Source organism: Sphingomonas aracearum, assembly GCF_003345355.1.
In the GTDB taxonomy this organism is placed as follows: Bacteria; Pseudomonadota; Alphaproteobacteria; order Sphingomonadales; family Sphingomonadaceae; genus Sphingomonas; species Sphingomonas aracearum.
Map to the genome: position 1 here is coordinate 37,159 of NZ_QQNB01000001.1, position 24,102 is coordinate 61,260.

Here is a 24,102-nt window from a genome sequence, read left to right on the forward strand (position 1 = left end):
CCCGCACGGGGGTCGCTCGTTGGTTTGCCATGACAAGCGAACGCCCCCTGCGCCTCGGCATCCCGGTCAAGGTGATCGGCAAGCCCGGCCTCAAGTCGAACGACACCCGCCGCTGGCAGCAGAACCCGCACCTCAAATGCTCGCTGGAACATGTCGACGCGATCCTCGACTATCTGGTGAAGGAGCGCATCGACATGTATCGCCTGTCCTCGGACCTGGCGCCCTACGCCACGCATCCGGACATGCCGCAATTCCACAACATGGTCGCCGAGTCGGACGCCGAGCTGCGCGCGTTCGGCGCGAAGGCGAAGGCGCTGGACATCCGGTTGTCGTTCCATCCGTCGCAATACGTGCTGCTCAACAGCCCCGACCCGAAGCTCACCGAGAAGAGCATCTGGGATCTGTCGAGCCAGGCCGAGATGCTCGACCGCATGCAGTTGGGGCCGGAGGCGGTGTGCGTCACCCATGTCGGCGGCGTCTACGACGATCATGAGGCCAGCCGCGCCCGCTGGATCGAGGGATGGGAGAAGTGCCCCGAGCACGTCCGGCGGCGCCTGGTGCTCGAGAATGACGACATCCGCTTCTCCGCGGCGGACGTGCTCTGGATCCACGAGCGAACCGGCGTGCGCCTGATCTTCGACTACCAGCATTTCTGGTGCCTCAACCCCGAGCGGCTGGACATGCGCCAGACGCTGGAGCGCTTTCTCGCGACCTGGCCCGACGGTGTCCGCCCCAAGCTGCACTTCTCCAGTCCGAACACCGCCATGCGCGAGCTGCAGCAGAAGATCACCGCGAAGCAGCGCGCGACCGGCAGGACGGTGAAGAAGGGCGAGCTGACCAAGGCGCCGGTGAAGGCCAAAGCGCGGGTCAAGACCGTGTTGCGGCCGCCGATCTGGACGGGACATGCCGATTTCCAGAACCCGTTCGAGTTCGCCACCTTCATGCGCATGGCCGAGGGGCTCGAGTTCGACATCATGCTGGAGGGCAAGAGCAAGGACGTCAGCCTCCTGAAGCTGCGCGCGGACCTTTACCGCTACGCGCCCGACGTGGCCCGCCGCTTTGGCCTGGACGAGGACGACGCTGCGGCTTTGGCGCAGGACGAAGCGGCGCTGGAAGCCGGCGCTCCCGAACCCGAGGACGTGCCGGACGTGGACGAGGGCGTGGCGGATCTGGAAACCGCCTGAACGGTTGCGCGCCGGAGTCGCTGAGGATCCGGCGGCTGCCGATCAGCGCCCAATCCGCACCACCACCTTATGCTCGCGTCCGTCCGCCGGCACGTGCAGGCCGTCCGCTGCCCAGCGGGCGGAACGTCCGTCCACCGTCGTGCGCCCGGGCGCGCTCGCCAGGGGCCAGGTCAGCACATATCCGCCGGGCACGCGCGCCGTCCCTCCCAGCATGGCCACGGCGTCGCCGCCGGCGCGCCGGAACGAAAAGTCCACCGCCCCGTGGCTGGTCCGCAAGCCCCGGATGGCCACCCCTTCGCCTGCAAGATAGTCCGCCGTCAGCCCCGCGCCGAGCACCACGCTCTCATCCTCCGCCCGCTCATAGGCGAACAGGTCCAGCGCGGCGCGGATATAGTCGGAAGAGATCCAGGCATGCGGCATGTCGCCGATGAAGCGGATCTCGCGCGGGTCCCGGCCGACCACTTCCGCCCAGCCGTTCCACGCGCGCGGGCGCTGATCGGCGAAATAGAAGTCCAGCAGCGCATTGGCACGCTCGCGCCAGCCCAGCCGCACGAACGCGGAGACGTTGCGCAACTCGTACGGCGTATAATCCTGCCAGTCGGTTGCGCCGCGCCGTGCCATCACCTTGCGCCACATGCGCTCGAACGTGTTGCGCGTTAGTGCCGGATCCAGCCGCGCGCTCTCGTCCGCCACGCCCAGAGCGATGGTGGTGGAGGTTGCGTCGAAATCGCCGTTGCTGGTGGCGCCCGGTATATGGTCGATCTTCCAAAAGGCCGCGGCGGCGGCGATCGCCGCGTGGATGTCACCCGCAAACTGATCGCGCGCCGCTGCCATCGATGCGGCCTCCGGCTTGCCGAGCGCCTCCGCGGCGATCACCGCATCCTTGTAGCCGCGCAGGCCCCAGAAATCGTCCCAAAGGCTGTATTGCGGCTTCGCGGAATAGCCCTCGTGGCTGATCGACGGCGGCAACAGGCCGTAGAGCATCTGGCGCTCGGGCGTGCGGTTCGTCGCCGTGCGTTCGGACAAGCGCTGCGCATCCATGTAGCGCCACGCCGCGGTTAGCTGCGGCCAGTATCGCTCCAGCACCGCCTTGTCGCCGGTGTAGCGGTACAGTTGCGTGACGAGGTGGATATATTCGCCCTGGCTGTCATTCTCGGGCACCGGATCGGCGCCGCGGAAGTCGACGCAGCAGGGTACCTTGCCGTTGCTGAACTGATAGGCCGAGTACCAGCGGGCATAATCGACGACCGGCGCCACCTGGCCCAGCCGCAGCAGCCCGTCGGAAATCATCGCCCCGTCGCGGATCCAGCTCCGATCATAGGAGCGCGTGCCGGGCTTCAGCGCCGGTCCCGCCCGGCTCATCAGCATGTGCGCCAGCCCCGATCGCACGCTGTCGGCGATGTGCCGCTTGGATGCGGGCAGCGTGATGCCCACTGCATCGAGCTTCGCGTGCCACGAGGCGCGCGCGGCCTGGTAGGCACGCTCGAAGACTGCGGCGTCCACGGCCTGCGCGGCCCCGTGCAACGGCGCGACCAGGCGCACCTCGCGCGTCTCGCCCGGCGCCAATCTCATGGCATAGAGCATCGCGCCGGAGGCAAGCGCCTCGGCTCCTCGCACGCTCTGGATTGCTGTGGACGGCGACCGCGGCAGCATCAGCGCCGCGCCGGTCCATGCCGCGAAGCTGCTCGGCGCCTCCACGCTCGCCACCCCGCGCTCGCCGGCCGGCACACGGTATGTCAAGCCGGCGGAAGTCCGCTCCACCGCGTCGACGGGGCTGTGCCCGCCGCGCTGGCTGAGGAACTGTGCCGGCGGGTTCACCTGAAACGGCCGCAGTGCGAGCGCCAGCCTGAGGTCCTGCCGCTCAGCGCTCTTGTTCGTCAGACGATAGCGCAGGAACAGCCGCCCCTGCGGATCGGAGACGTCGGCGAAAGCGCTGGTGTCCAGCGTCCAGCCCGGCCCGTTCCAGGTCACATGCGGGATCGGCAGATAGCCATCTTCGAGGCTCTGCGTCTCCGCCACGTCCGCCCAGCTGTACCGCCGTCCGGCGCTCAGCACAAAGGGCTCGATCGAGGGACCACCCTTGCCGAGCTCCACCGCGCCGTCCTCGCCGATCAATCCGCTGTCGCTCGCACCATCGGCGCCCACCAGCGTCCAATAGCTCTGCTCCGTGAACCCACGCGGATAGGCGCCGCGTGGTGCCGCTTTCGCGATTGAAGCGAGGGTGTCGTTGATTCCGCGTTCTGCCGGAGGCTTTGGCGCCGGCGCGCCCGGCAAGGGCCGAAGCGACAGGTCGCCCAGCTCGATCCAGCCCTTTCCGCCTTCGGCGCCGCGCGCGACCACCAGCTCCACGGAGGCGGTGCGGCGCAGCGTGCGGTCCTTGTCCGGCCCCCATGCCCATTCCACATCGCGCACCGGCACGTCGATGACCTGCCAGTCGGCGCTCGGCCGGAACCCTTCCTTGCGCACCCACCAGACATTGTCGCCCGAGGCATCGACGAACTTGAGCTGCAGGTCGTTGGCCCCGCCCTGCCCGCGGATCCGCAGCCGGAGAACGAAGTTGCCCGGCCATTCGATCGGCAGCGCGGCCTTTGCGCCGGCAAAGCCCGACACGCGGCCAAAATCATAGTCCAGCCGCATGCCGGCGTCCTGCTTGATCGTTGCCGACACATCGTCGGAGGCGAGCACGAACCAGGTACCCGGATGCAGCACCGGCGCCGCCTGGGGGGCGGCGGCGATCAGCAACAGTGCGGCGAACGCCTTCATGCGCCCAGCCACCCGCCGGTGAAGCCGGCGCGTTTGAGGCCTGTGCGGATCACGGGCGAGCGGCGCATCGCCGCCCAGATCATGCCGTCGCGATGGTTCGCCAGCCCGCCCAGGATCGGCCCCTGATCGATCCCCAGGTAATCGGCCGACACCCAGCCGGCCTGCGGATCGACGCTACCCTTGGCCAGCGCGACCTCCGCGAAACGGAAACTGGGATTGAACGCATCGAAGAATCCATAGCGCGAATAGATGCGCGTCCCCCATCGCCCGTGCATCGCCTCCACGGCCGGGATCACGATTTCGGGTGCGAATGCGATCGAACCGAGTGCGGCGGTGGGCGCCAGGGTGCCGTCGTCGAAACCGTCCGGCTGCTTTTCGGGCCCGCGCGCCGAATAGCCGCGGAACTCGCATAGCTGCCCCTTATACTGCCACTTGGCCCAGGCCGGACCGGCGCTGGCGGTGATGCCCCAGATGTCGCCGGAATAGCCCTCCCACTTGCCGGGATTGTCGATGGCATAGGCGCGCTGCGCGTAGGTGGCGCGGCGGCTGTTCTCGAAATAGTCGAAGCCGGCCTCGCGCATCGGCGCATCGCGGATGCCGCGGAAGTCGATCCACAGGTGGCTGTATTGATGCGCGAACATCGGCCCGAAGGCCAGGTGCCGCTCCGCGCCCTCCCCGTGCCAGCTCTTGTCGTAAGTGGCGGTCCAGGCGTTCCAGGTCCCGTCCGGCAACGGATGCGTCGGCGAGCCGAGCCCCAGCACATAGACCAGCATGGCCTCGTTATAGCCGGTCCAGCTCTTTTTGATGAACTCCTTGCCCTCTTCCGGGTGCCAGCCCATCGACAGCGCTTCCTCGCCGCGGAAGAACCACGGCCATTCCGCGCGCTCGTAGATCGCCTTGGCCAGCCGGCGGATCTCCACCTCGTCGCGGTGCCGCCCGCCGAAGAACTGTCCGGCGAAAAGGATGCCGCCGAACAGCAGCGAGGTGTCCACCGTCGAAAGCTCCACGTCCTTGAAGCGGAGGCCGGTGTCCATGTGCAGGAAGTGGTAGAAGAAGCCCTTGTACCCCGCCACGCCGCTTTCCGCCGGCCCCTGCGGCGCGTTCCAGAAGAAGCGCAGGGTGGTGAGCGTCCGCGCCCTTGCCTGTGCCCGCGTGATCCAGCCGCGCGCAACGCCGACCGGATAGGCGGTCAGCGCGAAACCCACGGCAGCGATGCTGCAGAAATCCGGATTGGGCCAATTGTCTGGCACGAGGCCGTTCTGGGGGTTGGCCGTGTCCCAGAACCACTGAAAGGTCCGCCGCTCGATATCGGCGAACAGAGGCGGCAGCCGGTTGGTACCGGGCGCCTGTGCGAGAGCGACGCGGGGAAGCGCCGCCGCTGCCGTCAGGGTGGAACCATGGACGAGCAGCGATCGGCGGGAAATCATCAAACAAATACTCGCGTTATCAAAGAAAAGGGCCGCGCGAGGGGGATCGCGCGGCCCACGGGGACACGGGTCAGAACTTGTAGCCGACCCGGAACTGGATGCGCCGCGGCAGCGTCAGCAGCCGGCTCGCATTCTCTGCATTGGCCGGCTCCAGCACGTCCGGCACCGTGGCATTGAGGTTGATGCCTTCGTCGAACCCAGCGAAGTTCTTGTTGTTGAACGCGTTAAGCACGTCGACGGCCAGCTCCAGCCCGTCGCCGCCACCCAGCACCTTCACCCGCTTGGCAAAGGTCAGGTTGACCTCGCAGAAAGCGAACACGCCCTTGATGCAGTTCTTCTCCGGATAGGCCACCAGGAAGCGACGCTGCCCCGGCTCCGTGCCCAGCGTGGTGTCCGACACGTTGTACGCCTGTCCGCTGCCCAGCGTCGTCAGCGTGGAGAACTGGATGCCCCAGGGCAGGTCGACCAGGCTGGACAGCACCACGCGGTGCCGCTCGTCGCCCGCATTGGGGCGCCAGCCGTAATTGTCGGGCGTCACCTCGTCGAGGCTGAACAGGTCGCCGCCATTCTTCTCGCCCTTGCCCAGCGTATAGGCGATGTTCAGGCCCCAGCCGCTGGCACGCGTGTAGTTCTTGTCCAGCGTGAAGTAGATCGCCTTGTAGCGGGTATCGAGCCCGTCATAGCCGATCAGCGCGTTGGAATAACCGTTCGCCTGCACCGTTGCCGTGTTGCAGCAGCCGCCCAGTCCGTTGTTGTTCCGCGTGGCGAACAGATAGGTATAGCCGTTGCGACCACGCTGATACGCAGCACTCAACGACGCCTGGAACGGCCCGACCCGCTGGCGTACGCCCAGCGAGAACTGGTCGTTGACCGGCGGCTTGGTGTTGTTCTTGGTCGCCAGCAGCTCGGGCAGCGCCGTCTCCGGCCGCGTCGACAGCAGCGTCAGCAGGCCCTCGCGCGTCAGATAGGCCGGGTTCCACGCCACGGTCGGCAGGCCACGGCGCGGCGTGCCGTTGGGCGAGAAGCGGAACACGCCGACCGGATTGATCGTGCGCGAAAGCTCGTCCACCGTGTTGTTGAAGTTGTTGCGATCGTAATAGCGGCCGACACCGCCGAAGACCACGGTCGACTGATTGTCGAACAGGTCCCACGAGAAGCCGACACGCGGCGCGATCGCCCCGGCAAACGGCTTCCGGTTGCTGCCCGTGGAAATGTAGTTCTCCGGATCGAAGTAGCTGGTCGCAGGCAGCGAGCGGAGCGCCGCGGCGGCATTCGCCGGCGTGATATAGTCGTTGTTCTTGGCGTTGGTTTCGTAATCCCAGCGCACGCCCAGGTTCAGCTGCAGACGCTCGGTGATATCCCAATCGTCCTGCGCGTAGAGGCCGACCTGCGTGTTCGAACCATAGATGCGCCCGTTACCCAGGCCCAGTCGCGCCTCGGCCGGAAACGCGAAGGTCAGATCGTCGCTCGGGTCGGTCGGCGTGCCGGCATTGTCCTCGCGCTGGAAGGTATAGCGCGGCTGGATGTAGGCGTTGTTGATGAAGCGGATATCGGTGATCTCGACGCGCGCACCCACCTTGAACACGTGGCCGGAGAAACCGGTGTACGTGAAATCGTCACGCAGCGTGTAGCTGGTCTGCGTCTCGTTGCGCGTCGAGTCCTTGCCACCATAGACGATGACACCCGAATATTCGAACGTAGGCAAATCCGGGCTCAACGAAACCGGGTTGAAGTTGTAGTTCAGGTAGTTGGCGTTGAATTCGTTGACGAAGTTCGAGCCGGTATGCGTCCACTTGTAGACGTAGGTGTCGATCTTGTTGATCTTGTTCTCGGCGTTCTCGTAGCTGATGATACCCTGGAAGCCTTGGATGTCCGTCTCTTCGCGACGGCTGAACGACAGGTCGAACACGTCCGAGCTGTTCGGCGCCAGCGTCAGCTTTCCGAAGTAGAAGTCACCGCGGAACGGCGACACGAACGCGCCTTCGAAGTCGCTGAGACGGCGGCCGGAGAACCGCTCGAATTCGGTGATCGCCGTCGCGTTCGCCGTAGCGCGCGGATTGACGTTGAAGGCTCGATCCTGATCGTTGCCCTCATAGGCGGCGAAGAAGAACAGCTTGTCCTTGATGATCGGGCCGCCCAGCGACACGCCGTACTGCTTGCGTTCGAATGCAGGCTTCGCGTTGCCGTCACGCTTGTCGATATAGCTTTTCTCGCTGAGGCTCCGGTCCGTATACTGGCCGAACGCCTCGCCGTGGAACTCGTTGGTGCCGGACTTCGTGACGGCGGTGATGACCGCCGCGCCCGCCTGCTCGTATTCCGCCTTGTAGTTCTGCGTGGCGACGCGGAACTCCTGCACGGCCAGCTGGCCGAACGGATTGCCGCGGCTGTTCTGCTGGCCGGCGACACCGCCCTCGCGCAGCTTGTTCTTCAGCGACACGCCGTCGATGAACACGTTCACCTGGCTGGCGGTGGAGGCGCCGGAGGTGAAGCTCTTGTCCGTCTCGCTGTCGTTGTAGCGCACGCCGGGGGCCAGCGCGGCGAAGGACAGGAAGTTGCGGTCGGTCTGCGGCAGGCGCTCGATCTGCGCCTGGCTGACGTTGGTGGCGACTTCGCTGGTGCGCGTCTCGGTGGCACGCGCGGCGGTCACGACCACGTCGCCGCCGACCTCCGCGGTCGGCGTCGCATCGGTGCTGACGGCGGCCGGCGCGAGGTCAAGCGTCGCCGACTGGCCGATGCCCACCGTGATGTTCTGAACGATGGCGGAGCCGTCCGTGGCGACCGTACGCACCTCATAGCTGCCCGGACGCAGGCCGTTCAGCGCATAGGCGCCGCCCGCGCCGGTGATCGCGCGATAGGTCTGGTTGGTGGCGACGTTGCGCGCGCTCACCTCCTGGTTGGCGGCCGGCGCGCCGTCGGCGGTGCGCACGGTGCCGCGAAGGCTCGCCGTGGTGGTCTGCGCGTGCGCGGCGGTCGGCAGCGCGGCGGCCGCGGCCAGTGCGCTGGTGGTGAAAAGCAGCGCGCCGAAGCGCTGTCCCCTCTTCGTCATGACGTGGGTTCCTCCTGTGGGTTCTTGTTTGAAATCGCGCCCGTGGCCGTCGTGCCGCGCACGACCAGTTCGGGGACGAGAAGCTCGACGTCGGTCGTTGTGTCCGTTCCGTCGATCAACCTGGCGAGGCGAGCGAGCGCGCGGGCGCCCATCTCGGCAATGGGCACGCGCATCGTGCTGAGCGCGAGATAGCGAGCGACGGGAACGTCGTCGAAACCGGCGACGGCGATGCGTCCCGGCACGTCCACGCCGGCATCCTGCAAGGCGCGCATTGCGCCGATCGCCATCTGGTCGTTCGCCGCGAAGATTGCGTCGCAGGCCGGCCCGCGCGACAGCAGGGCCTGCGCCGCCGCCATGCCGGTCTCCTCGTGAAAGTCGCCGGCGAGCACCTCAACCGGGGCACCCGGCGCGAGTTCCGCCATCGCTGCTGTGAACCCTTCCTGCCGCTCGCGCGCATCCAGGTTCGAGCCCGGGCCGGCCAGATGGACGATCCGTTGCCGCCCTTGCGCGAGCAGGTGGCGCACCATGGCCGCCGCCCCCGCGCGATTGTCGATGCCGAAGCCCGGATGGCTCCTTCCCGCGGCGGCGCAGTTGATGAGCACGGCCGGTTGCTGCCCCGGCAGCGCATCGATCAGCGTCGCGGCGGCAAGTTCGGGCGCCATGATGAGCAGGCCATCCACCCGCCCGCGCATCGCGCGCAGGGCATGCGCGGCGAGCTCCACATCCGCGTGCATGTTGGACAGGAGCAGCTGCAGGCCGAGGCTGCCCGCAGCCCGGTCCATGCCCCGCACGATCTCGGAGAAGAATTCGCCATGCAGTTCCGGCAGCACCACGCCGATGGTGTTGCTGCGCGCAAGGCTGAGCGACCGGGCGGCGGCGTTGGGAACGTAGCCGAGCGCCCGCGCGGAGGCCTGAACGCGGTCGCGGGTAGCCGGGCTGACGCTGGCGGCCCCGTTGAGCGCTCGCGACACCGATGCGACCGAAACCGCCGCATGCCGCGCAACATCGCGGATGGTGGCCTGCGTCATGAAACCTTTCTCATCCTCCCGGCCGGGTCGCTTCTCGCGTCGATCGCCCGGACGGCCAAACTGGCCTTGCTCGTCGTCTGAGCCAGATGTAACCGGTTACACGATGGCCGTCCATGGCAATTCCGTGACATGGCGCTGGCCAATGGGTCGAAAGAGCGGCAGGCGTTGCACGCCGGCCACAGGGAGAGAAAGCATGACGGACACTCGGATCACGCGCCGCGCCGCGTTGATGGCTGCCGGCGCGATCGGCGCCTGGGCGGCGAGCCCGGCGCGCGCCTTGCTGCGCAGCACCGATGCGACCGCCTCGCCTGATCTCGATGCACTCGTTTCCCGAATGACGATCGAGGAGAAGGCGGGACAGCTTACCCTGAACGCCGCTGCCTGGGCCGGCTCCGCGGCCACCGCGCTCAACCCGCCCTCCGCCGGCGCGACCTTCACCGAACAGCTCGCACAGGTTCGCGCCGGCCATCTGACCGGCGTGTTCAACGGAAACGGCGCCGAGATGTCGCGGCAGATGCAGTTGGCGGCGATCAAGCAATCCCGCCTCAAGATCCCGCTGATCTTCGCGGCCGACATCATCCACGGTTTCCGCACCATCTTCCCCGTGCCGCTCGGCGAAGCGGCAAGCTGGGACCCCGAACTGGCCGAGCGCACCGCCCGCATCGCCGCCGTGGAGGCCGCTGCCGCCGGCATCGACTGGACCTTTGCGCCGATGGTGGACATCGCGCGCGACCAGCGCTGGGGCCGCGGCGTCGAGGGCGCCGGGGAGGACGTCTGGCTCGGCAAGATGTTCGCTGCCGCGCGCGTGAAGGGTTTCCAGGGCGACAAGCTCACCGCGGCGGACGCGGTGATGGCCTGCATGAAGCACTTCGCCGCCTATGGCGCGGCGGAGGCGGGGCTGGATTACTCAACGGTGGACGTTTCCGAGCGCACGCTGCGGGACGTCTACCTGCCGCCCTTCAAGACCGGCCTCGATGCCGGTGCATTGTCGGTGATGGCCGCCTTTAACGAGCTGTCGGGCATTCCCGCGACCGCGAATGACTGGCTCATGCGCACTGTCCTGCGCGACGAATGGAAATTCGATGGCATCGTCGTGTCGGACTATACGGGCGACGAGGAGCTGATCGCCCACGGCGTGGCGAAGGACGGCCGCGACGCCGCCCGCCTCGCCTTCCTCGCCGGCGTGGACATGAGCATGCAGAGCGGCCTCTACATGCAGCATCTCCCCGGCCTTGTGGCCGCCGGCGAGGTGCCGATGGCTCGCGTGGACGAATCGGTACGCCGGGTTCTTGCGGTGAAAGCCCGGCTCGGCCTGTTCGACGATCCGTTCCGCCGCATCGATCCGCGCCGCGAGAAGACGCGCGTTCTCACCCCGGCGCACCGTAAGGTCGCGCGTGAGGCGGCGGTGAAGTCCGCCGTTCTCCTGAAGAACGAAGGCAATCTCCTGCCCTTGCCGAAGAGCGGCAAGCGGATCGCGCTGATCGGCCCGTTCGCAGAAGGAAAGCACGACCTGGTCGGGCCGTGGTGCGTCTATGGCGACGATGCACAGGCGGTGGATCTCGCCACCGGCCTGCGGGCCAAGGGCGCGACGATCACCGTCACGCAGGGCTGCGCTCCGGAAGAGGCGATCGCGGGCGGCATCGAGGCGGCGGTCGCGGCCGCACGGGCAGCCGACGTCGTGGTGCTCGCGGTGGGCGAACATACCGGCATGTCCGGCGAGGCGCAGGCCCGCGCCTCCATCGCGCTCCCCGATCCGCAACTCGCCTTGGCAGAAGCCGTCGCCGGCACCGGCAAGCCGATCGTCGTGGTGCTCAAGAACGGTCGCGCGCTGGAACTCGCCGGCGCGATCGCCAACGCGCCGGCGATCCTCGTCACCTGGTTCCTTGGCTCGGAAACGGGCAATGCCATCGCCGATCTGCTGTTCGGCGACGCCTCGCCGTCCGGCCGTCTTCCGGTCAGCTTCCCGCACGCAACGGGCCAGCAGCCCTATTATTATGCGCACAAGCCAACCGGCCGTCCCAACCCGCCCGGCGCGCCGCAAGCCTACAAGGCCCATTTCCGCGGCATCCTGAACGATGCGCTCTATCCGTTTGGGCACGGGCTGACCTATGGTCAGATCGGCTATTCGGCGCTGCAACTCGGCGGCGGTCGCTTGCCGGCGAACGGTCAGCTTGCCGTGCAGGCGACCCTCACCAACAATGGCGCTCGCGCGGCGGAGGAGGTGGTTCAGCTATACATCCGTGACCGTGTGGCGAGCGTCACCCGGCCGGTGCGCCAACTCGTCAATTTCCGCCGCGTGGCGCTGGCACCCGGCGCCTCGCAGCAGGTACGGTTCACCATCACGCCGCAGGATCTTGCCTTTATCGGCCGTGACCTCAAGTCGGTTGTGGAGCCCGGCACCTTCGATGTCTGGATCGCGCCTTCCGCCGAGGCCGAGGGCGTACACGGCACGTTCGAGCTCGGCTGAGAGTCGCGGCCCGGATCGCACGCACGCAGGAGAGAGCACATGCCTTTGTACGAGATCGCCGGAAAGGCGCCGCTTCTCGGAGCGGGCGCGTGGGTAGCGCCCAGCGCCGATCTGATCGGTGAGATCGTGGTGGGCGAGAACGCCAGCGTCTGGTTCGGCGCCGTGCTGCGCGGCGACAACACGCCCATCGTGATCGGCGCCCGCTCCAACGTGCAGGAAGGCGCCGTGTGCCACAGCGATCCGGGCGCGCCGCTCACGATCGGCGAGGACGTGACGGTCGGCCATCGCGCCGTTCTTCATGGTTGCACGGTGGGTGACGGTGCGCTGATCGGGATGGGCGCCATCGTGCTCAACCGCGCGGTGATCGGTTCCGGCTGCATCGTCGGTGCCGGCGCGGTCGTCACGGAAGGCAAGGAGTTCCCGGAAAACAGCCTCATCTTCGGCAGCCCCGCCCGGGTCGTGCGCACGCTGGACGAGGCAGCGCGTACGATGTTGAAGCTGTCCGCGGCCCATTATGTCGAGAAGGCGCAGCGCAACGCGGAGGGGCTGAAGCGGGTCGGCTAGGTGCCGCAGGCGCGAAAGCGCCTGCTCACCGAACCCCCTCGCGGTGGTCAAAGCCTCGGTTCGTATTGCGGTTCCGGTGCTAACTTGCGACCGAGACCTCGACCTTGGGGACGGACGATCCTGGCCTGACGCAGCAGCCCGAGCCATGTGAAGCAAAGGATCGCCAGGGCTGGCATCACCACCGTCAGCAGGCCGAGCGTCAGTAGGAAAGAGCCGCCGGGTCGGAATGCCACCGTGGCGACCGGCCCCGCGCCCCGGCCCAGCTGGAACGCCATGACCATGCAGAACGCGGGAGCGAACGGCCGCCAGAGCCATGAAGGCAGGAGCGAACGGCCGAACGCGGACCGACCGGCCCTGGGGTCCCCGTCGCATAAAAAACAACACGACCGATCTGCCAGGCCGAGGGATCGGCAAACAGCTTGGGCACGTCTCCGATCCCGACCAGCAGCACCATCAGAATGGCAAACAACTGCCAATCGAGTCCAGGCGTCGGACAAGAAGGGCGCATGCGCTGCGCCTGGGGCCGCACCGCCGCGCAAGGCTTAAGTGACGCGCCTGCGCGCGAAATGACGCCGCGACGCTCTCGATCGCGGCGCCATTTATTCGTGCCTTACTTCGCCGCCGCCCACTTCACGATGGACGGACGAACGCGATCGACCACCTGCTTGCGTGCGGCCATCACCGCCAGCACCCGCTGCGCGGACCCTTGCGCCGCCGGCTCCAGGTTCTTCTGGGCAAAGGCCTGGATCTTGCCCGGCATCGCCGGGTCGCTCGATCCCTGGCCCAGCGCCACGATGTAGCGCGCGCGGGTGCTCGTCTCCAAGAAGCTGTTGACCAGCTCCGTGTTGGCGACCGCGAAGTCGAACGCCAGGTCCGAATGCCGGCCGGCAATGGCGGACAAGAGGCCCGCCTTCTGCTGCGTGGTGAAGGTATCGGTCTTCAGGAGGTCGAGCGCGCGCTGCGCCAGCGCGTCGTCGCGTGCCGAGCCGAGCAGCCGGATATAGGTGTTCTTGGCGACCGGGCTCTTTTCCGCCTTGGTGATCTCCAGCAACTGCTCCCACTCGGCCGGCGTTGCGTTCACCGCATAAGTGGTCAGAATCGGCGTGCGGATCGCGACCGGGATGGCCGCCGGGTTGGTCTTCAGCGCCGCGACATAGGTCCGCGCCTTGGCCGCCACTTCCGGATCGCCGTTGACGCCGAGCCGCCCGATCAGGCCCTCGCGCAGGTTGGTCACCGACGGCGACTCGCCGGCTTGAGCCTCGTATCCGACGCGGCGCAATACCGGCGAAAGGATGCGGTTGGACTTGGCGCGCACCTGTGCCTCGGCCGGCGTGCCCTGGACGAGCCCGCCCATCGCGCCGAGATGTCCGGTCACCATCGCCCAGACGATCGGGCTCGCCTCGCCGGGCACGGCGCCGATCGTATCGAAGTACACGCCCATGTCCTGGTCGCCGCTCATCGCCAGCGCCATGTCGTCGCCCAGCGTGCCGAGCTGATCGGTCACCTCCAGCCTGTTGAAATTCTTCACCAGCGCGGCATGCGTCGGCACGTCATACTTCGTGCGGACGTAGGAGCCCTTGTCGCGGTTCAGCACCAGCGTGCCGCAGCCGCCCACGGTCACCGGCGTCGACGCACCCGTGACCACCGCGCTCGTCGTCTGCCCACCCACGGTCGCCAGCGTCATGGGCACATACCAGGTCTGCGCCGCCTTGGACGGCGCGTCGAGGCCCCAGCGACCCTGCGACAGCACGACCTGCGTGTTGCCGCCGACGCACTTGGCGGAGGTCAGCGAAACGAGCGGCACGCCGCCCTGACGGGTGAAGCTGTCGGCGATCTGCTTGACCGGCTTGCCCGCGGCCTTTTCCAGCTCGGACCAGAGCTGGTCCGTCTGCGTGTTGCCGTACTTGTATTTCGCCATGTAGCTGCGGATGCCGTTGCGGAACACGTCCGCGCCCAGCGTGGACTCGAGCATGCCGATCACCGCCTGGCCCTTGGCATAGGTGATGCCGTCAAAGGCCTCGCCCATCTGGTCCACCGTCTCGATGTGGCGGATGATCGGGTGCGTGGCTGCGGTGCCGTCGGCCGCCATGGCGCCTTCGCGCGCGCCGGCAACCGCCGTCTCCTTGTCGCCCCAGCTCGGGTTAAGCACGGTGGACGACTTGTTTTCCATCCACGAGGCGAAGCCCTCGTTCAGCCACAGGTCGTCCCACCACCCCATGGTGACGAGATCGCCGAACCACTGGTGCGCCATTTCATGCGCCACGACGGAGAAGATGCGCTCACGCCCGCTCTGCGTGGTGCGCTGCGGATCGACGAGCAGTTCGTTCTCGAAATAGAAGATCGCGCCCCAGTTCTCCATCGCGCCGAAGAACTGCGAGGAGCCTGGGCCGGCGATCATGTCCATCTTGGGCAGCGGATAGGGCTGGCCGAAATAGTCGTTGTAATAGGCCAGCAGCCGCTTGGCTTCGCTGAGCGAGTAATCGCCCTGGTTCACCACGCCCCGGCGGGTAATGACGCCGATCTCGGTGTTGCCCGCCTGAACGGTCTTGCGCTCCACGTCGCCCAGGCCGAGGAACAGGAGATAGCTCGACATGACGGGCGTCTGACCGAAGCTGTAGAGGCTGCTGCCATCGCCCTGCTTGGTGACCTTCGTCGCCGGCATGTTGGAAAAGGCGGTCTGGCCCGCGGGAGATACCGCGTTCACCGTGAACTTGGCCTTGAACGAGGGCTCGTCCCACATCGGCGCGAAGCGGCGCGCATCCGGCGCCTCGAACTGGGTGGCCAGCATGCGGCCGGGCGTGCCGTCCGGATTGGTATAGTCGGTGAAGAAGAACCCGGCGGCGGTGGAGTTCAGCTTGCCGGTCCATGCAAAGGTCAGCGTGTGCGCGCCGGCCTTGGCCTCCGCCGGCAGGGCCACCGTCAGCTGCTGCGTCTTCTCGTCGAGGGTTGCGGTCGCTGCCTTGCCGTCGAACGTCACCCGGCCGATCTGCAGCTCGGCGGCGTTCAGAACGATCGTGCGAGTGGGCTGTTTGACGTCGACCTGCACCGTCTCCGAGCCGGTGAAGGTCATCGCCTCAGGGCTGGGCTTCGCCTTGGCGTCGAACGCCTTGGGGTTCGGCGTGACGGTGATGTCGTACGACACCGGCACCACGGTGCGCGGGAGCTGGCCCTGCGCCAGCGCCGGCGCGGACACGGTGAACAGAAGGGCGGCGGCAGCGGCGAGCTTCATCGAAAAACCCCTTTTATGTTGCGTCTGATGCGCAGTGTGTTGCCTCCATAAGGCATTGCAGGCCCGGCGCAATCCGGAACCTTGCTGGACAGCCAATTCGCTTGCGTTATGGTCCCGCCCATGAGCGTACCCGATCTTCTAAGCCGCCTGCGCCTGCCCGTGATCGGGTCGCCGCTGTTCATCATCTCCGGTCCTGACCTGGTGATCGCCCAGTGCAAGGCGGGGATCGTGGGCTCCTTTCCCGCGCTCAACGCCCGGCCGGCGGCACAGCTCGACGAATGGCTGCACCGCATCACGGAAGAGCTCGCCGCCCACAATCGCGCACACCCGGACCGGCCCGCCGCGCCCTTTGCCGTCAATCAGATCGTCCACCGGTCCAACGACCGGCTCGAACAGGATCTCGCCACCTGCGCCAAGTGGCAGGTGCCGATCATCATCACCTCGCTTGGCGCGCGCGAGGACCTCAACACTGCGGTGCACGGCTGGGGCGGCATCACCCTTCATGACGTGATCGACGACCGTTTCGCGCGCAAGGCGATCGAAAAGGGCGCAGACGGGCTGATCGCCGTTGCCGCCGGTGCCGGCGGCCATGCCGGACGCCTTTCCCCGTTCGCGCTGGTGCAGGAGATCCGCCAATGGTTCGCCGGTCCGCTTGCGCTGTCCGGCTCGATCGCGACCGGAGACGCGATCCTCGCCGCGCAGGCAATGGGCGCCGACTTCGCCTATATCGGCTCCCCGTTCATCGCGACGGAGGAGGCGAATGCCGATCCTGCGTACAAGCAGGGCATCGTCGAGGGACGTGCATCGGACATCGTCTATTCGAGCCTCTTCACCGGCGTGCACGGCAATTATCTGCGCGGGTCGATCCAGCGCGCCGGCCTTGATCCGGACAATCTGCCGGAGGGCGACCTCAAGACCATGAACTTCGGCGGCGGCGCGAACGACGGCACGGGGGCAAAGCCGAAGGCGTGGAAGGACATCTGGGGCTCGGGCCAGGGCATCGGCGCAGTTGATCGCGTCGAGCCGGTGGCGGCGCGTGTGGACCGGCTTGCCGATCAATATGCCGCTGCCCGCGCCCGGCTGCTCGGCTGAGCGCAGCATGCGACACCGCCAGCGGTGTCGCCGGTCCTGAACGCCGCGTCGCTAGCTGCTCCGCCGGCAGCTGCGTCGCGTCGGTCAGATCGACATCGCCAATCGGTCCAGCATCGTCCTTGCCGGGCTCACCGGCGCCATCTGCGCGATCTGCGCCTCGTCCAGTCGCTGCACCCGCCGGTACAATTCTGCGCTGGCGGCGATCAGCGAACGCGCGCGCGTCGGCATCTGCTCCACGGCCACGGGATCGCTCTGCGGCGCGGGGCCGAGCCGGCGTGACGGATCAAGCGCGTCGCGTGGTGCCATCTCGCCCACGTCCACCGCCCGCTGGGTCAACAGCCAGGCGATCACGTGCATCAGGCGCGTCGTCACCTTCAGCGACTCGCAGGAGAAGGACACGCGCGCCATGGGATCGAGCGCGTCGCGGTCCACGCGCCCGCCCTGGTCGAAATAGGACCGCGCCTCGTCCGCCAGCACCATGGCGTCGACATACAGCGTGTCAATCAACCGTCGTTGCAGCCTCTTGTCCCCCATGATCCCCATCATGGGCGCACGATACCAAGGTCAGCGCCCGGCGAGAATCCGCCCACGCGTACTTCCATCGCGGTAGACCGTCCCAAAGCGGGGCAGAGTTCCACCTTGTCAGGCAATGATGTCGGGAATCAGCGCGTCCTCGATCGCGACGATCTCGTCACGCAGCCGCAGCTTGCGCCTCTTCAACCGCGCGATCTGCAACTGGTCGCTCGATCCCGCCTGCCGAAGCGCGTCTATCGCCGCATCAAGGTCACGATGCTCGGTTCGCAACACGTCCAGCCGCTCGGCCAGCTGATCCTCGTCCATCGAGCCCCCCGCCGCGGCAGCGCCCGCACAGAACAGGTCGTCGCGGTAAACCGATCACTTACCGCTTGTAGGCGAGACACGGCAAGCGATTCGTGGTTCAATCCCCTTCCAAGCTGTGAAGGAGTTTTCCATGAACACTGCGCACCTCTCGGCCCTCGAAGCCAAGCATGCCGTGCTCGACCAGCGAATCTACGCCGAATCGCATCGTCCGCAACCGGACACCGGGCTCATCGCGACGCTCAAGAAGCAAAAGCTGCGCGTGAAGGACGAGATATCCGAACAATAAAGCCGGCTCGGCCCGCGTGGCGAAAACGCGCGGGCCGGGATCAGCGCAGCGGCGGTTTTAGCGTCGTTCGCCGCCGCGCCGCCTCACCCGATCCGCCCACCGGCTTGCGTGCCGCGAGCGGATCGATCGGGCGATCGAACGCCACGCCCGTGCGCCCCTGTGTCGACCAGGCCACCCGTCCGGGCACGACACCCACACCGCGCACGTCGATCTCCACCCGGGTGCCGATGTCGAGATCGTCCGGCAATTCGGCCATCAATCCGCCTTCGGATAGATTGCGGACCCGCACCTGCCTGGTCTCGGCATCGCCCACCCGTCGAAAACCAGCCATCAGGAACAGCGAGTCGCGAGCCTTGCTGCGGTTGCTGCCCGCGTCGTCCGTGTCCGCGGACGGGAAAGGATCGTGGGGAATGCTGTCCATCTGCCTGCTCGAGGGAATTTTCGGTCAGCGGCGATCAAACAGCAAAAGCTTTGCCATTCGCTTAAGGCCGCGGCTCCGCCTCAATCGTCCCGCGAAACCTTTTCGTTGCGCTCGTGGCGCTCCTGCGCCTCCAGCGTCATCGTGGCGATGGGACGGGCCTCCAAGCGGCCGAGCGAGATCGGTTCGCCGGTCACCTCGCAATAGCCATATTCGCCCTCGTCGATCCGGCGCAGGGCAGCATCGATCTTGGCGATCAGCTTGCGCTGGCGGTCGCGCGTGCGCAGCTCGATCGACCAGTCCGTTTCGCTGGAGGCACGGTCGGTGAGGTCCGCCTCGCGCAGGCTGTCGACCTGCAACTGGGAAAGCGTGCCCTGCGCCTCGCGCAGGATCGCCTCCTTCCACTGCAGCAACTTCTTGCGGAAATAGGCCTGCTGGCGCTCGTTCATGAACGGCTCGTCAGCACTCGGGCGGTAGCCGCCCTCGTCATTGGCCGGTGCGATGTTGGTCTCGTCCACGCGATTAAGCACAGTCGCCATAGATCCGCTCTCTCCCCGGCCTCGCCTTGTTGCCTGATGCGAGACCGCCCCTTGCCCGACCGCGCCTATAGCGTCGCCAGGGGCAGTCCACAAGCAAGCCGAGCGTATGGCCCCGTCCTTGGTCGAGAGGTGGTGAGCCGGCGATGAACGAGCCCGCCCGGTCGGCGGCGCCGCGGCAAGTTGAGCCGCTCTTCCGTCCCGTAACGATACGTTAACCATATTCCAAGCTGCGGCGGCTGCGAGAATCTCCCGTGGGACACTCCCACCATGGTTAAGGCGGTTGAACTTAAAACTTTGTTGGGCACTGTGCCTCGATAGCAGCGGACCAAGCAGCTACTGGGACACGCTCCGGCTCTTCAGCGCCGGCAACGGGAAAGTGACGATAATGTCGGTGCGGATGGCTTTGGCAAAACTTTGCGCCTGCACATGCGGGGGCGCGTTGATCGGTGGCGGCGCGGTGCACGTGGCGGAAGGTGCGCAGGCGCGCGCTTCGTACGCCAAGAAGGTGACCAAGCGCGTAGTCACCAAGCGAGTGGTGGCATCCACCCGTGCCCGCACGCGTGTCCGCCGAATCGTCACCACCAGCCGGACCAGCTGTCCGCCGCAGGTGATCACCACCACGGCGCAGGGCGCGCCCGTGCCCCTGCCCCCTGTCCCGGTCGCCCAGGCGAGCTTCGGCGGCGGCGGCGGGTTCGTGCCCGTGATCGGCGGCAGCGGCGGCTTTGCGGGCGGCGGCGGCTTTGGCGGCGGTTTCTTCGGCGGCAGCGGCGGCGGGTCCAGCGGCTCGATCGTAATCTCCTCGGGCTCCACCTCCACCAGCTCATCCGGCAAGGTCTCGTCGTCGACCTCCACGGGCGGTGCGAACGTGGACATCGACAACAACAACAACAACAATTCGAACGCCGAGAACAACAACAACCAGTCGAACGACAACAACAACAACAATCAGAACAACAATTCCAACGAGAACACGAACAACAACAGCAACAATAATAACAACAACAACGAGCAATCACAGAACCAGGGCCAGAACCAGAACCAGGGGCAGCACCAGAACCAGGGGCAGCACCAGAACCAGGATCAGGACCAGCACCAGAGCTCGTCGAGCTACGGCTCCAGCAGCAAGGGCTGGAGCTCGAACGGCGGCTGGAGTTCGAACGGTGGCTGGACGTCGAGCGGTCACCACGGTTCCACCGGCTCGTCCAGCGGCCCGCCCGCGCCGGTGCCGGCGCCGCCCATGGTTCTCCTGTTCGGAGCCGCCGCCGCTGCGCTGGTCGGCCGCAAGCGCTTCAGCAAGAAGGCGGCAACCGCCGCCTGAACTGAAGGTTCGTGCAAGCAAAGGGCCGTCGGAGCGATCCGGCGGCCCTTTGTTCGTGTGGGCGACCCGGCAACACCGGATCAGCGTGACGGCATCACGCCGCCTGCAGTGCCTGTTCGATCTGGTCGATCGGATGCCCGGTCAGGTCCTTGTCCAGCTCCCCCTTCAGGCGATGCTGCACTTCGACGTGATAATGCTTGCGCAGTTCACCGAGCGTCTTGGGCGGCGCGACGACGAACAGCGCATCATAATCGTGGCGCAAGGCGCGCCGCTTGAGAAGGTCCGCCACTTCGGCAGCGAAGCGATCCTCCTCCAGCTGATGGAAGTCCGTTTCCTCGAACGATCCGCGCGAGGGAGCGAACTGCGCACCGCCGCCCTGCGCATGGTTGGAGCCGCCCTGCGCAACGGCGGGCGCGCCGGCGCCGGTCTGCGTCGAGGAGGCGCCTCCGGCCGCATCGGTCTTCTGGTCGCGATCCGCAGGGTTCGGACGCTCCTCCGCCTTCTCCACCGTCAGGTTGGGATAGGCCTCGTCGCCCTGGTTCCGCAGGAACAGCATCTTGCGCCCGTCGGCGACGCAAACGACGGCATTGTGGGGAACCTGCATGGCGTTTCTCCTTCTTTTCGGTTCCCGGCGCCAACGCGGGAGCTTGCCCGCGGGTTGCGCCGTCCGGCCTTGCCCGCTAGCCCGCCGCCATGCACGACATCCGCCTGATCCGCGACAATCCCGCCGCGTTCGACGCTGCCCTGGCCCGCCGCGGCCTGCCGCCGCGCGCCGCCGACCTCGTCGCCCTGGACGAGCACCGCCGCGCGCTGGCCACGGAGGCGCAGGTCGCCCAGGCGCGCCGCAACGAGCTGTCCAAGGCGGTTGGTGCGGCCAAGGCGCGACGCGACGATCCCACCGATCTGCTGGCCGAAGTGGCCGAGCTGAAGGAGCGGCTACCGGCGATCGCCGCGGAAGAAAAGGCGCTTGGCGAACGGCTCAATGCCGAGCTGGCCACCATCCCCAACGTGCCGCTCGCCGACGTGCCGAGCGGCAAGGACGAGGATGACAATGCCTTGGTGGCGACGGTCGGCACGCCTGCGGACTTTCCCTTCGCCCCCCGCGAGCATGATGCGATCGGCCCCGCGCTCGGCCTCGATTTCGAGACCGGCGCCAAGCTGTCGGGCGCGCGCTTCACGCTTGTTCGCGGCCGCGCGGCGCGCCTTCACCGCGCGCTTGGCCAGTTCATGCTCGACACGCTGGCCGAACAGTTCGCCTACGAACAGGTCGTGCCGCCGCTGCTCGTCCGTGACGAGGCGATGTTCGGCACCGGCCAGCTGCCGAAATTCGCCGAGGACCTGTTCCGTACCACGGACGATCGCTGGCTGATCCCGACCGCGGAGGTCAGCCTGACCAACATCGTGGCGAACACCATCCTGTCGCAGGAGGAGCTGCCGCTCCGCTTCGCCGCGCTGACCCCCTGCTTCCGCTCCGAGGCCGGCGCAGCGGGCCGGGACACGCGCGGCTACATCCGCCAGCACCAGTTCGAGAAGGTGGAAATGGTGTCGATCACCACGCCCGACGCCTCCGAGGACGAGCATGAGCGGATGACAGGCGCCGCCGAGCACGTGCTGAGCGCGCTCGGCCTGCCGTTCCGCCGGATGAAGCTGTGCACCGGCGACATGGGCTTCTCCGCCGCGCGCACCTATGACCTGGAGGTCTGGCTGCCCGGACAGGGCCGCTACCGCGAAATCTCGAGCTGCTCCACCTGCACCGACTTCCAGGCGCGGCGCATGGGCGCTCGCTACCGGCCGGAGGGCGAAAAGGGCACCCGCTTCGTTAATACGCTGAACGGCTCCGGATTGGCGGTCGGGCGCACGCTTGTCGCCGTGCTGGAGAATTATCAGCAGGAGGATGGCGGGGTCGCTGTCCCCGATGTGCTCCAGCCGTACCTCAAGGGGCTGAACCGGCTCGATCCGGCATGAGGATCCTCCTCTCCAACGACGATGGCCTGCACGCCCGCGGGCTGGAAGTGCTGGAGGCACTGGCCCGCGCGATCTCGGACGACGTCTGGATCGTCGCGCCGGCGGAGGAGCAATCGGGCAAGGGCCGCTCCCTCACCATCAGCGAGCCTGTTCGCCTGCGGCAATGGGGCGAACGGCGCTGGGCCGTGTCGGGCACGCCGACCGACGCCGTGAAGATCGCGCTTGGCGAACTGATGAAGGATCACCGGCCCGACCTGCTCCTTTCGGGGGTCAACCGCGGTGCAAACCTCGCCGAGGATACCAGCTATTCCGGCACGGTCGCCGCGGCGATGGAAGGCGCCTTTGCCGGCATCCGCTCGATCGCGCTCAGCCAGTGCTATCCCTCTCCCGTAATGGGCGATGCGGTTACGTTCGAGGCGGCGGAGGCCTGGGGCGAGCGCGTGTTGCGCCCCCTGCTCGACCAGCCCTTCGCCCCGCGCACGCTGGTCAACATCAACTTCCCGCCGATCGCGCCGGACGAAGTGCGCGGCATCCGCGCCGTGCGCCAGGGCCTGCGCGACCATGGCGGGCAAATGGTCGATCGCCGGACCGATCCGCGCGGGGTTCCCTATTACTGGCTGTCCACCGGCCGCATGACGCACACGGCCGCGCATGACACGGATCTGGAGGCGATTGCCGATGGCTTCATCTCCGTCACGCCGCTGCATCTCGACCTGACACACACGGGCTCGCTTGCTAGTCTCGCCGCCACCTATCGCTGAGGGGAGACGGGGCATGGGGGCAAGGAGCTGGACGTGGCTGGCGGGCGCCTCCCTGCTCACCGGCTGCGTCCCGCCCGGCGCGCCCGATCCCGATTATGCGCCGCCGCCACCCGCGCCCTCCTTCACCGCCCAAGCGCCGGACCGGGCACCGGTGGCGCTCCGGGGAGGGCAGAGCCGGGAACGAGACAGCCAGCACCGGCAGCAGCCGCAGCAACTCGGGGACGGCGTCACCGCCGCGCCCGCGCCGCCGCCGGCCTGGCGGACAAGGCCCGTCACTGCGGATGCGCGAGCGATCGCTCCCTCGACCTATGTCGTGCGGCCGGGCGACACGCTGCGGGGCATCGCCGATCGCACCGGCTCCGGCGCAGAGGTGATCGCGCGCGCGAACAACCTCCCTCCCCCCTTCTCCCTGCGCGCGGGGCAGCGGCTGGAGGTACCCGGCGGCCGCTACCACCTGGTCCGACCCGGCGAGACCGGCATCGCCATCGCGCGCGCCTATGGCGTGGACTGGTCACGCATCGTCACCACCAACGATCTTCGGGAACCCTATACCCTGCGCGCCGGCATGCGCATCCTGATCCCGGGCGATCTTCCCGGCGTGAGCGTGGCTGCGCAGCGAGCCGCGGCCTTCAACATCGACATCGACGACATCATCACCGGTTCCAGCCCCGCTCCGGCGCCGGGCAAGCGCCCCGAAAAGCCGAGCACGTCCGTGGCCTCCCGCGCGCCCTCTCCGATCACGCCGGTGCAGGAGCCCAGCCGCCTGCGCGGAGCCTTCGACTGGCCGGTCAACGGCCAGATCGTCGGCCGGTTCGGCCCGGGTCGCAGCGGAGAACGCCTGAACGGCATCAACATCGCGGTGCCGCTCGGCACCTCCGTGCTCGCCGCGGCCGATGGCGTGGTGGTATATGCCGGCAACGAGATCTCCAGCCTGGGCGGCCTCGTCATCATCAAGCATGGCGACAACTGGACCACCGTTTATGGTCATTGCCGCGATCTGCTCGTGCGCCGTGGTCAGGCCGTGAAGCGCGGTCAGGCAATCGCCCGCTCCGGCGACAGCGGCAACGCCGACCGGCCGCAGCTCCATTTCGAACTGCGCCGCGGCCGCAACCCGATCGATCCGCTGGGGCAGCTGCCGCGCTCCTGACCTCTCCGATCTTCCGAAACGGGGAGGA

At 67.4% G+C, this 24,102-nt stretch carries 19 protein-coding genes; 9 read left to right on the top strand and 10 right to left on the bottom strand.

Annotated elements, in window-relative coordinates; genetic code table 11:
- Positions 1–29 precede the first annotated feature (29 nt).
- Complete coding sequence (gene uvsE, locus DVW87_RS00200) at positions 30–1,184, top strand: UV DNA damage repair endonuclease UvsE (RefSeq protein WP_114685784.1); 1,155 nt, start codon at positions 30–32, stop codon at positions 1,182–1,184.
- 42 nt (positions 1,185–1,226) lie between these two features.
- Here the strand turns inward: uvsE and DVW87_RS00205 are convergent, their stop codons facing one another.
- The 4 genes from DVW87_RS00205 to DVW87_RS00220 all read right to left on the bottom strand — a co-directional run bounded on the left by DVW87_RS00205 (position 1,227) and on the right by DVW87_RS00220 (position 9,391).
- Positions 1,227–3,947: a glucosidase family protein gene (locus DVW87_RS00205; RefSeq protein WP_114685785.1), complete on the bottom strand. Its 2,721-nt coding sequence runs from the start codon at positions 3,945–3,947 to the stop codon at positions 1,227–1,229.
- Positions 3,944–5,374: a glucoamylase family protein gene (locus DVW87_RS00210; protein ID WP_181814652.1), complete on the bottom strand. Its 1,431-nt coding sequence runs from the start codon at positions 5,372–5,374 to the stop codon at positions 3,944–3,946. The genes DVW87_RS00205 and DVW87_RS00210 overlap by 4 nt, the downstream gene beginning before the upstream one ends.
- Positions 5,375–5,444: 70 nt before the next feature.
- Positions 5,445–8,420, bottom strand: coding sequence for a TonB-dependent receptor (locus tag DVW87_RS00215; protein ID WP_114685787.1), 2,976 nt, complete (start codon positions 8,418–8,420; stop codon positions 5,445–5,447).
- Positions 8,417–9,391 carry a LacI family DNA-binding transcriptional regulator gene (locus tag DVW87_RS00220; protein ID WP_239017686.1) on the bottom strand — a complete coding sequence of 325 codons (975 nt, stop codon included), beginning with the start codon at positions 9,389–9,391 and terminating at the stop codon, positions 8,417–8,419. Before DVW87_RS00220 ends, DVW87_RS00215 begins: the two co-directional genes overlap by 4 nt.
- Before the next feature lie 250 nt (positions 9,392–9,641).
- On the opposite strand from DVW87_RS00220, the gene bglX reads away from it, so the two are divergent.
- Both bglX and DVW87_RS00230 read left to right on the top strand, forming a co-directional pair.
- Positions 9,642–11,915, top strand: a complete 2,274-nt coding sequence (gene bglX, locus DVW87_RS00225) for a beta-glucosidase BglX (protein WP_114685789.1) — start codon at positions 9,642–9,644, stop codon at positions 11,913–11,915.
- A 39-nt stretch (positions 11,916–11,954) separates the two neighbouring features.
- The gene (locus tag DVW87_RS00230; RefSeq protein WP_114685790.1) at positions 11,955–12,479 is read left to right on the top strand and encodes a gamma carbonic anhydrase family protein; all 525 of its coding nucleotides are present in this window, start codon (positions 11,955–11,957) and stop codon (positions 12,477–12,479) included.
- Between the two features lie 610 nt (positions 12,480–13,089).
- Here the strand turns inward: DVW87_RS00230 and DVW87_RS00240 are convergent.
- Positions 13,090–15,708, bottom strand: a complete 2,619-nt coding sequence (locus tag DVW87_RS00240; RefSeq protein WP_114685792.1) for a M1 family metallopeptidase — start codon at positions 15,706–15,708, stop codon at positions 13,090–13,092.
- Positions 15,709–15,828: 120 nt separating this feature from the next.
- Between DVW87_RS00240 and DVW87_RS00245 the strand changes: the two genes are divergently transcribed.
- Positions 15,829–16,800, top strand: coding sequence for an NAD(P)H-dependent flavin oxidoreductase (locus tag DVW87_RS00245; RefSeq protein ID WP_114685793.1), 972 nt, complete (start codon positions 15,829–15,831; stop codon positions 16,798–16,800).
- An 84-nt stretch (positions 16,801–16,884) separates the two neighbouring features.
- Here the strand turns inward: DVW87_RS00245 and DVW87_RS00250 are convergent, their stop codons facing one another.
- Together DVW87_RS00250 and DVW87_RS00255 are read right to left on the bottom strand one after the other, a co-directional pair.
- A complete protein-coding gene (locus DVW87_RS00250) occupies positions 16,885–17,346 on the bottom strand; it encodes a DUF1465 family protein (protein ID WP_239017687.1) in 462 nt (153 codons plus the stop codon).
- 96 nt (positions 17,347–17,442) lie between these two features.
- The gene (locus DVW87_RS00255) at positions 17,443–17,640 is read right to left on the bottom strand and encodes a YdcH family protein (RefSeq protein ID WP_114685794.1); all 198 of its coding nucleotides are present in this window, start codon (positions 17,638–17,640) and stop codon (positions 17,443–17,445) included.
- 130 nt (positions 17,641–17,770) lie between these two features.
- Here DVW87_RS00255 and DVW87_RS00260 point away from each other — a divergent pair, with 130 nt between their 5' ends.
- A complete protein-coding gene (locus DVW87_RS00260) occupies positions 17,771–17,926 on the top strand; it encodes a YdcH family protein (RefSeq protein WP_114686969.1) in 156 nt (51 codons plus the stop codon).
- 40 nt (positions 17,927–17,966) lie between these two features.
- On the opposite strand, the gene DVW87_RS00265 is transcribed toward DVW87_RS00260, so the two are convergent.
- Both DVW87_RS00265 and dksA read right to left on the bottom strand, forming a co-directional pair.
- Complete coding sequence (locus DVW87_RS00265) at positions 17,967–18,347, bottom strand: PilZ domain-containing protein (protein ID WP_114685795.1); 381 nt, start codon at positions 18,345–18,347, stop codon at positions 17,967–17,969.
- A gap of 80 nt (positions 18,348–18,427) precedes the next feature.
- Positions 18,428–18,883, bottom strand: a complete 456-nt coding sequence (gene dksA / locus DVW87_RS00270; RefSeq protein ID WP_114685796.1) for an RNA polymerase-binding protein DksA — start codon at positions 18,881–18,883, stop codon at positions 18,428–18,430.
- Between the two features lie 439 nt (positions 18,884–19,322).
- On the opposite strand from dksA, the gene DVW87_RS00275 reads away from it, so the two are divergent.
- Positions 19,323–20,201 carry a hypothetical protein gene (locus DVW87_RS00275; protein WP_239017688.1) on the top strand — a complete coding sequence of 293 codons (879 nt, stop codon included), beginning with the start codon at positions 19,323–19,325 and terminating at the stop codon, positions 20,199–20,201.
- A gap of 94 nt (positions 20,202–20,295) precedes the next feature.
- Here the strand turns inward: DVW87_RS00275 and DVW87_RS00280 are convergent, their stop codons facing one another.
- Positions 20,296–20,805 carry a host attachment family protein gene (locus tag DVW87_RS00280; RefSeq protein ID WP_114685797.1) on the bottom strand — a complete coding sequence of 170 codons (510 nt, stop codon included), beginning with the start codon at positions 20,803–20,805 and terminating at the stop codon, positions 20,296–20,298.
- Positions 20,806–20,894: 89 nt separating this feature from the next.
- Here DVW87_RS00280 and serS point away from each other — a divergent pair, with 89 nt between their 5' ends.
- The 3 genes from serS to DVW87_RS00295 are packed head-to-tail and all read left to right on the top strand — an operon-like array spanning position 20,895 to position 24,074.
- The gene (serS, locus tag DVW87_RS00285) at positions 20,895–22,166 is read left to right on the top strand and encodes a serine--tRNA ligase (protein ID WP_114685798.1); all 1,272 of its coding nucleotides are present in this window, start codon (positions 20,895–20,897) and stop codon (positions 22,164–22,166) included.
- Positions 22,163–22,927, top strand: a complete 765-nt coding sequence (gene surE, locus DVW87_RS00290) for a 5'/3'-nucleotidase SurE (RefSeq protein ID WP_114685799.1) — start codon at positions 22,163–22,165, stop codon at positions 22,925–22,927. Before serS ends, surE begins: the two co-directional genes overlap by 4 nt.
- Positions 22,928–22,940: 13 nt before the next feature.
- Positions 22,941–24,074, top strand: coding sequence for a M23 family metallopeptidase (locus DVW87_RS00295; RefSeq protein WP_114685800.1), 1,134 nt, complete (start codon positions 22,941–22,943; stop codon positions 24,072–24,074).
- The last annotated feature ends 28 nt before the right edge of the window (positions 24,075–24,102 follow it).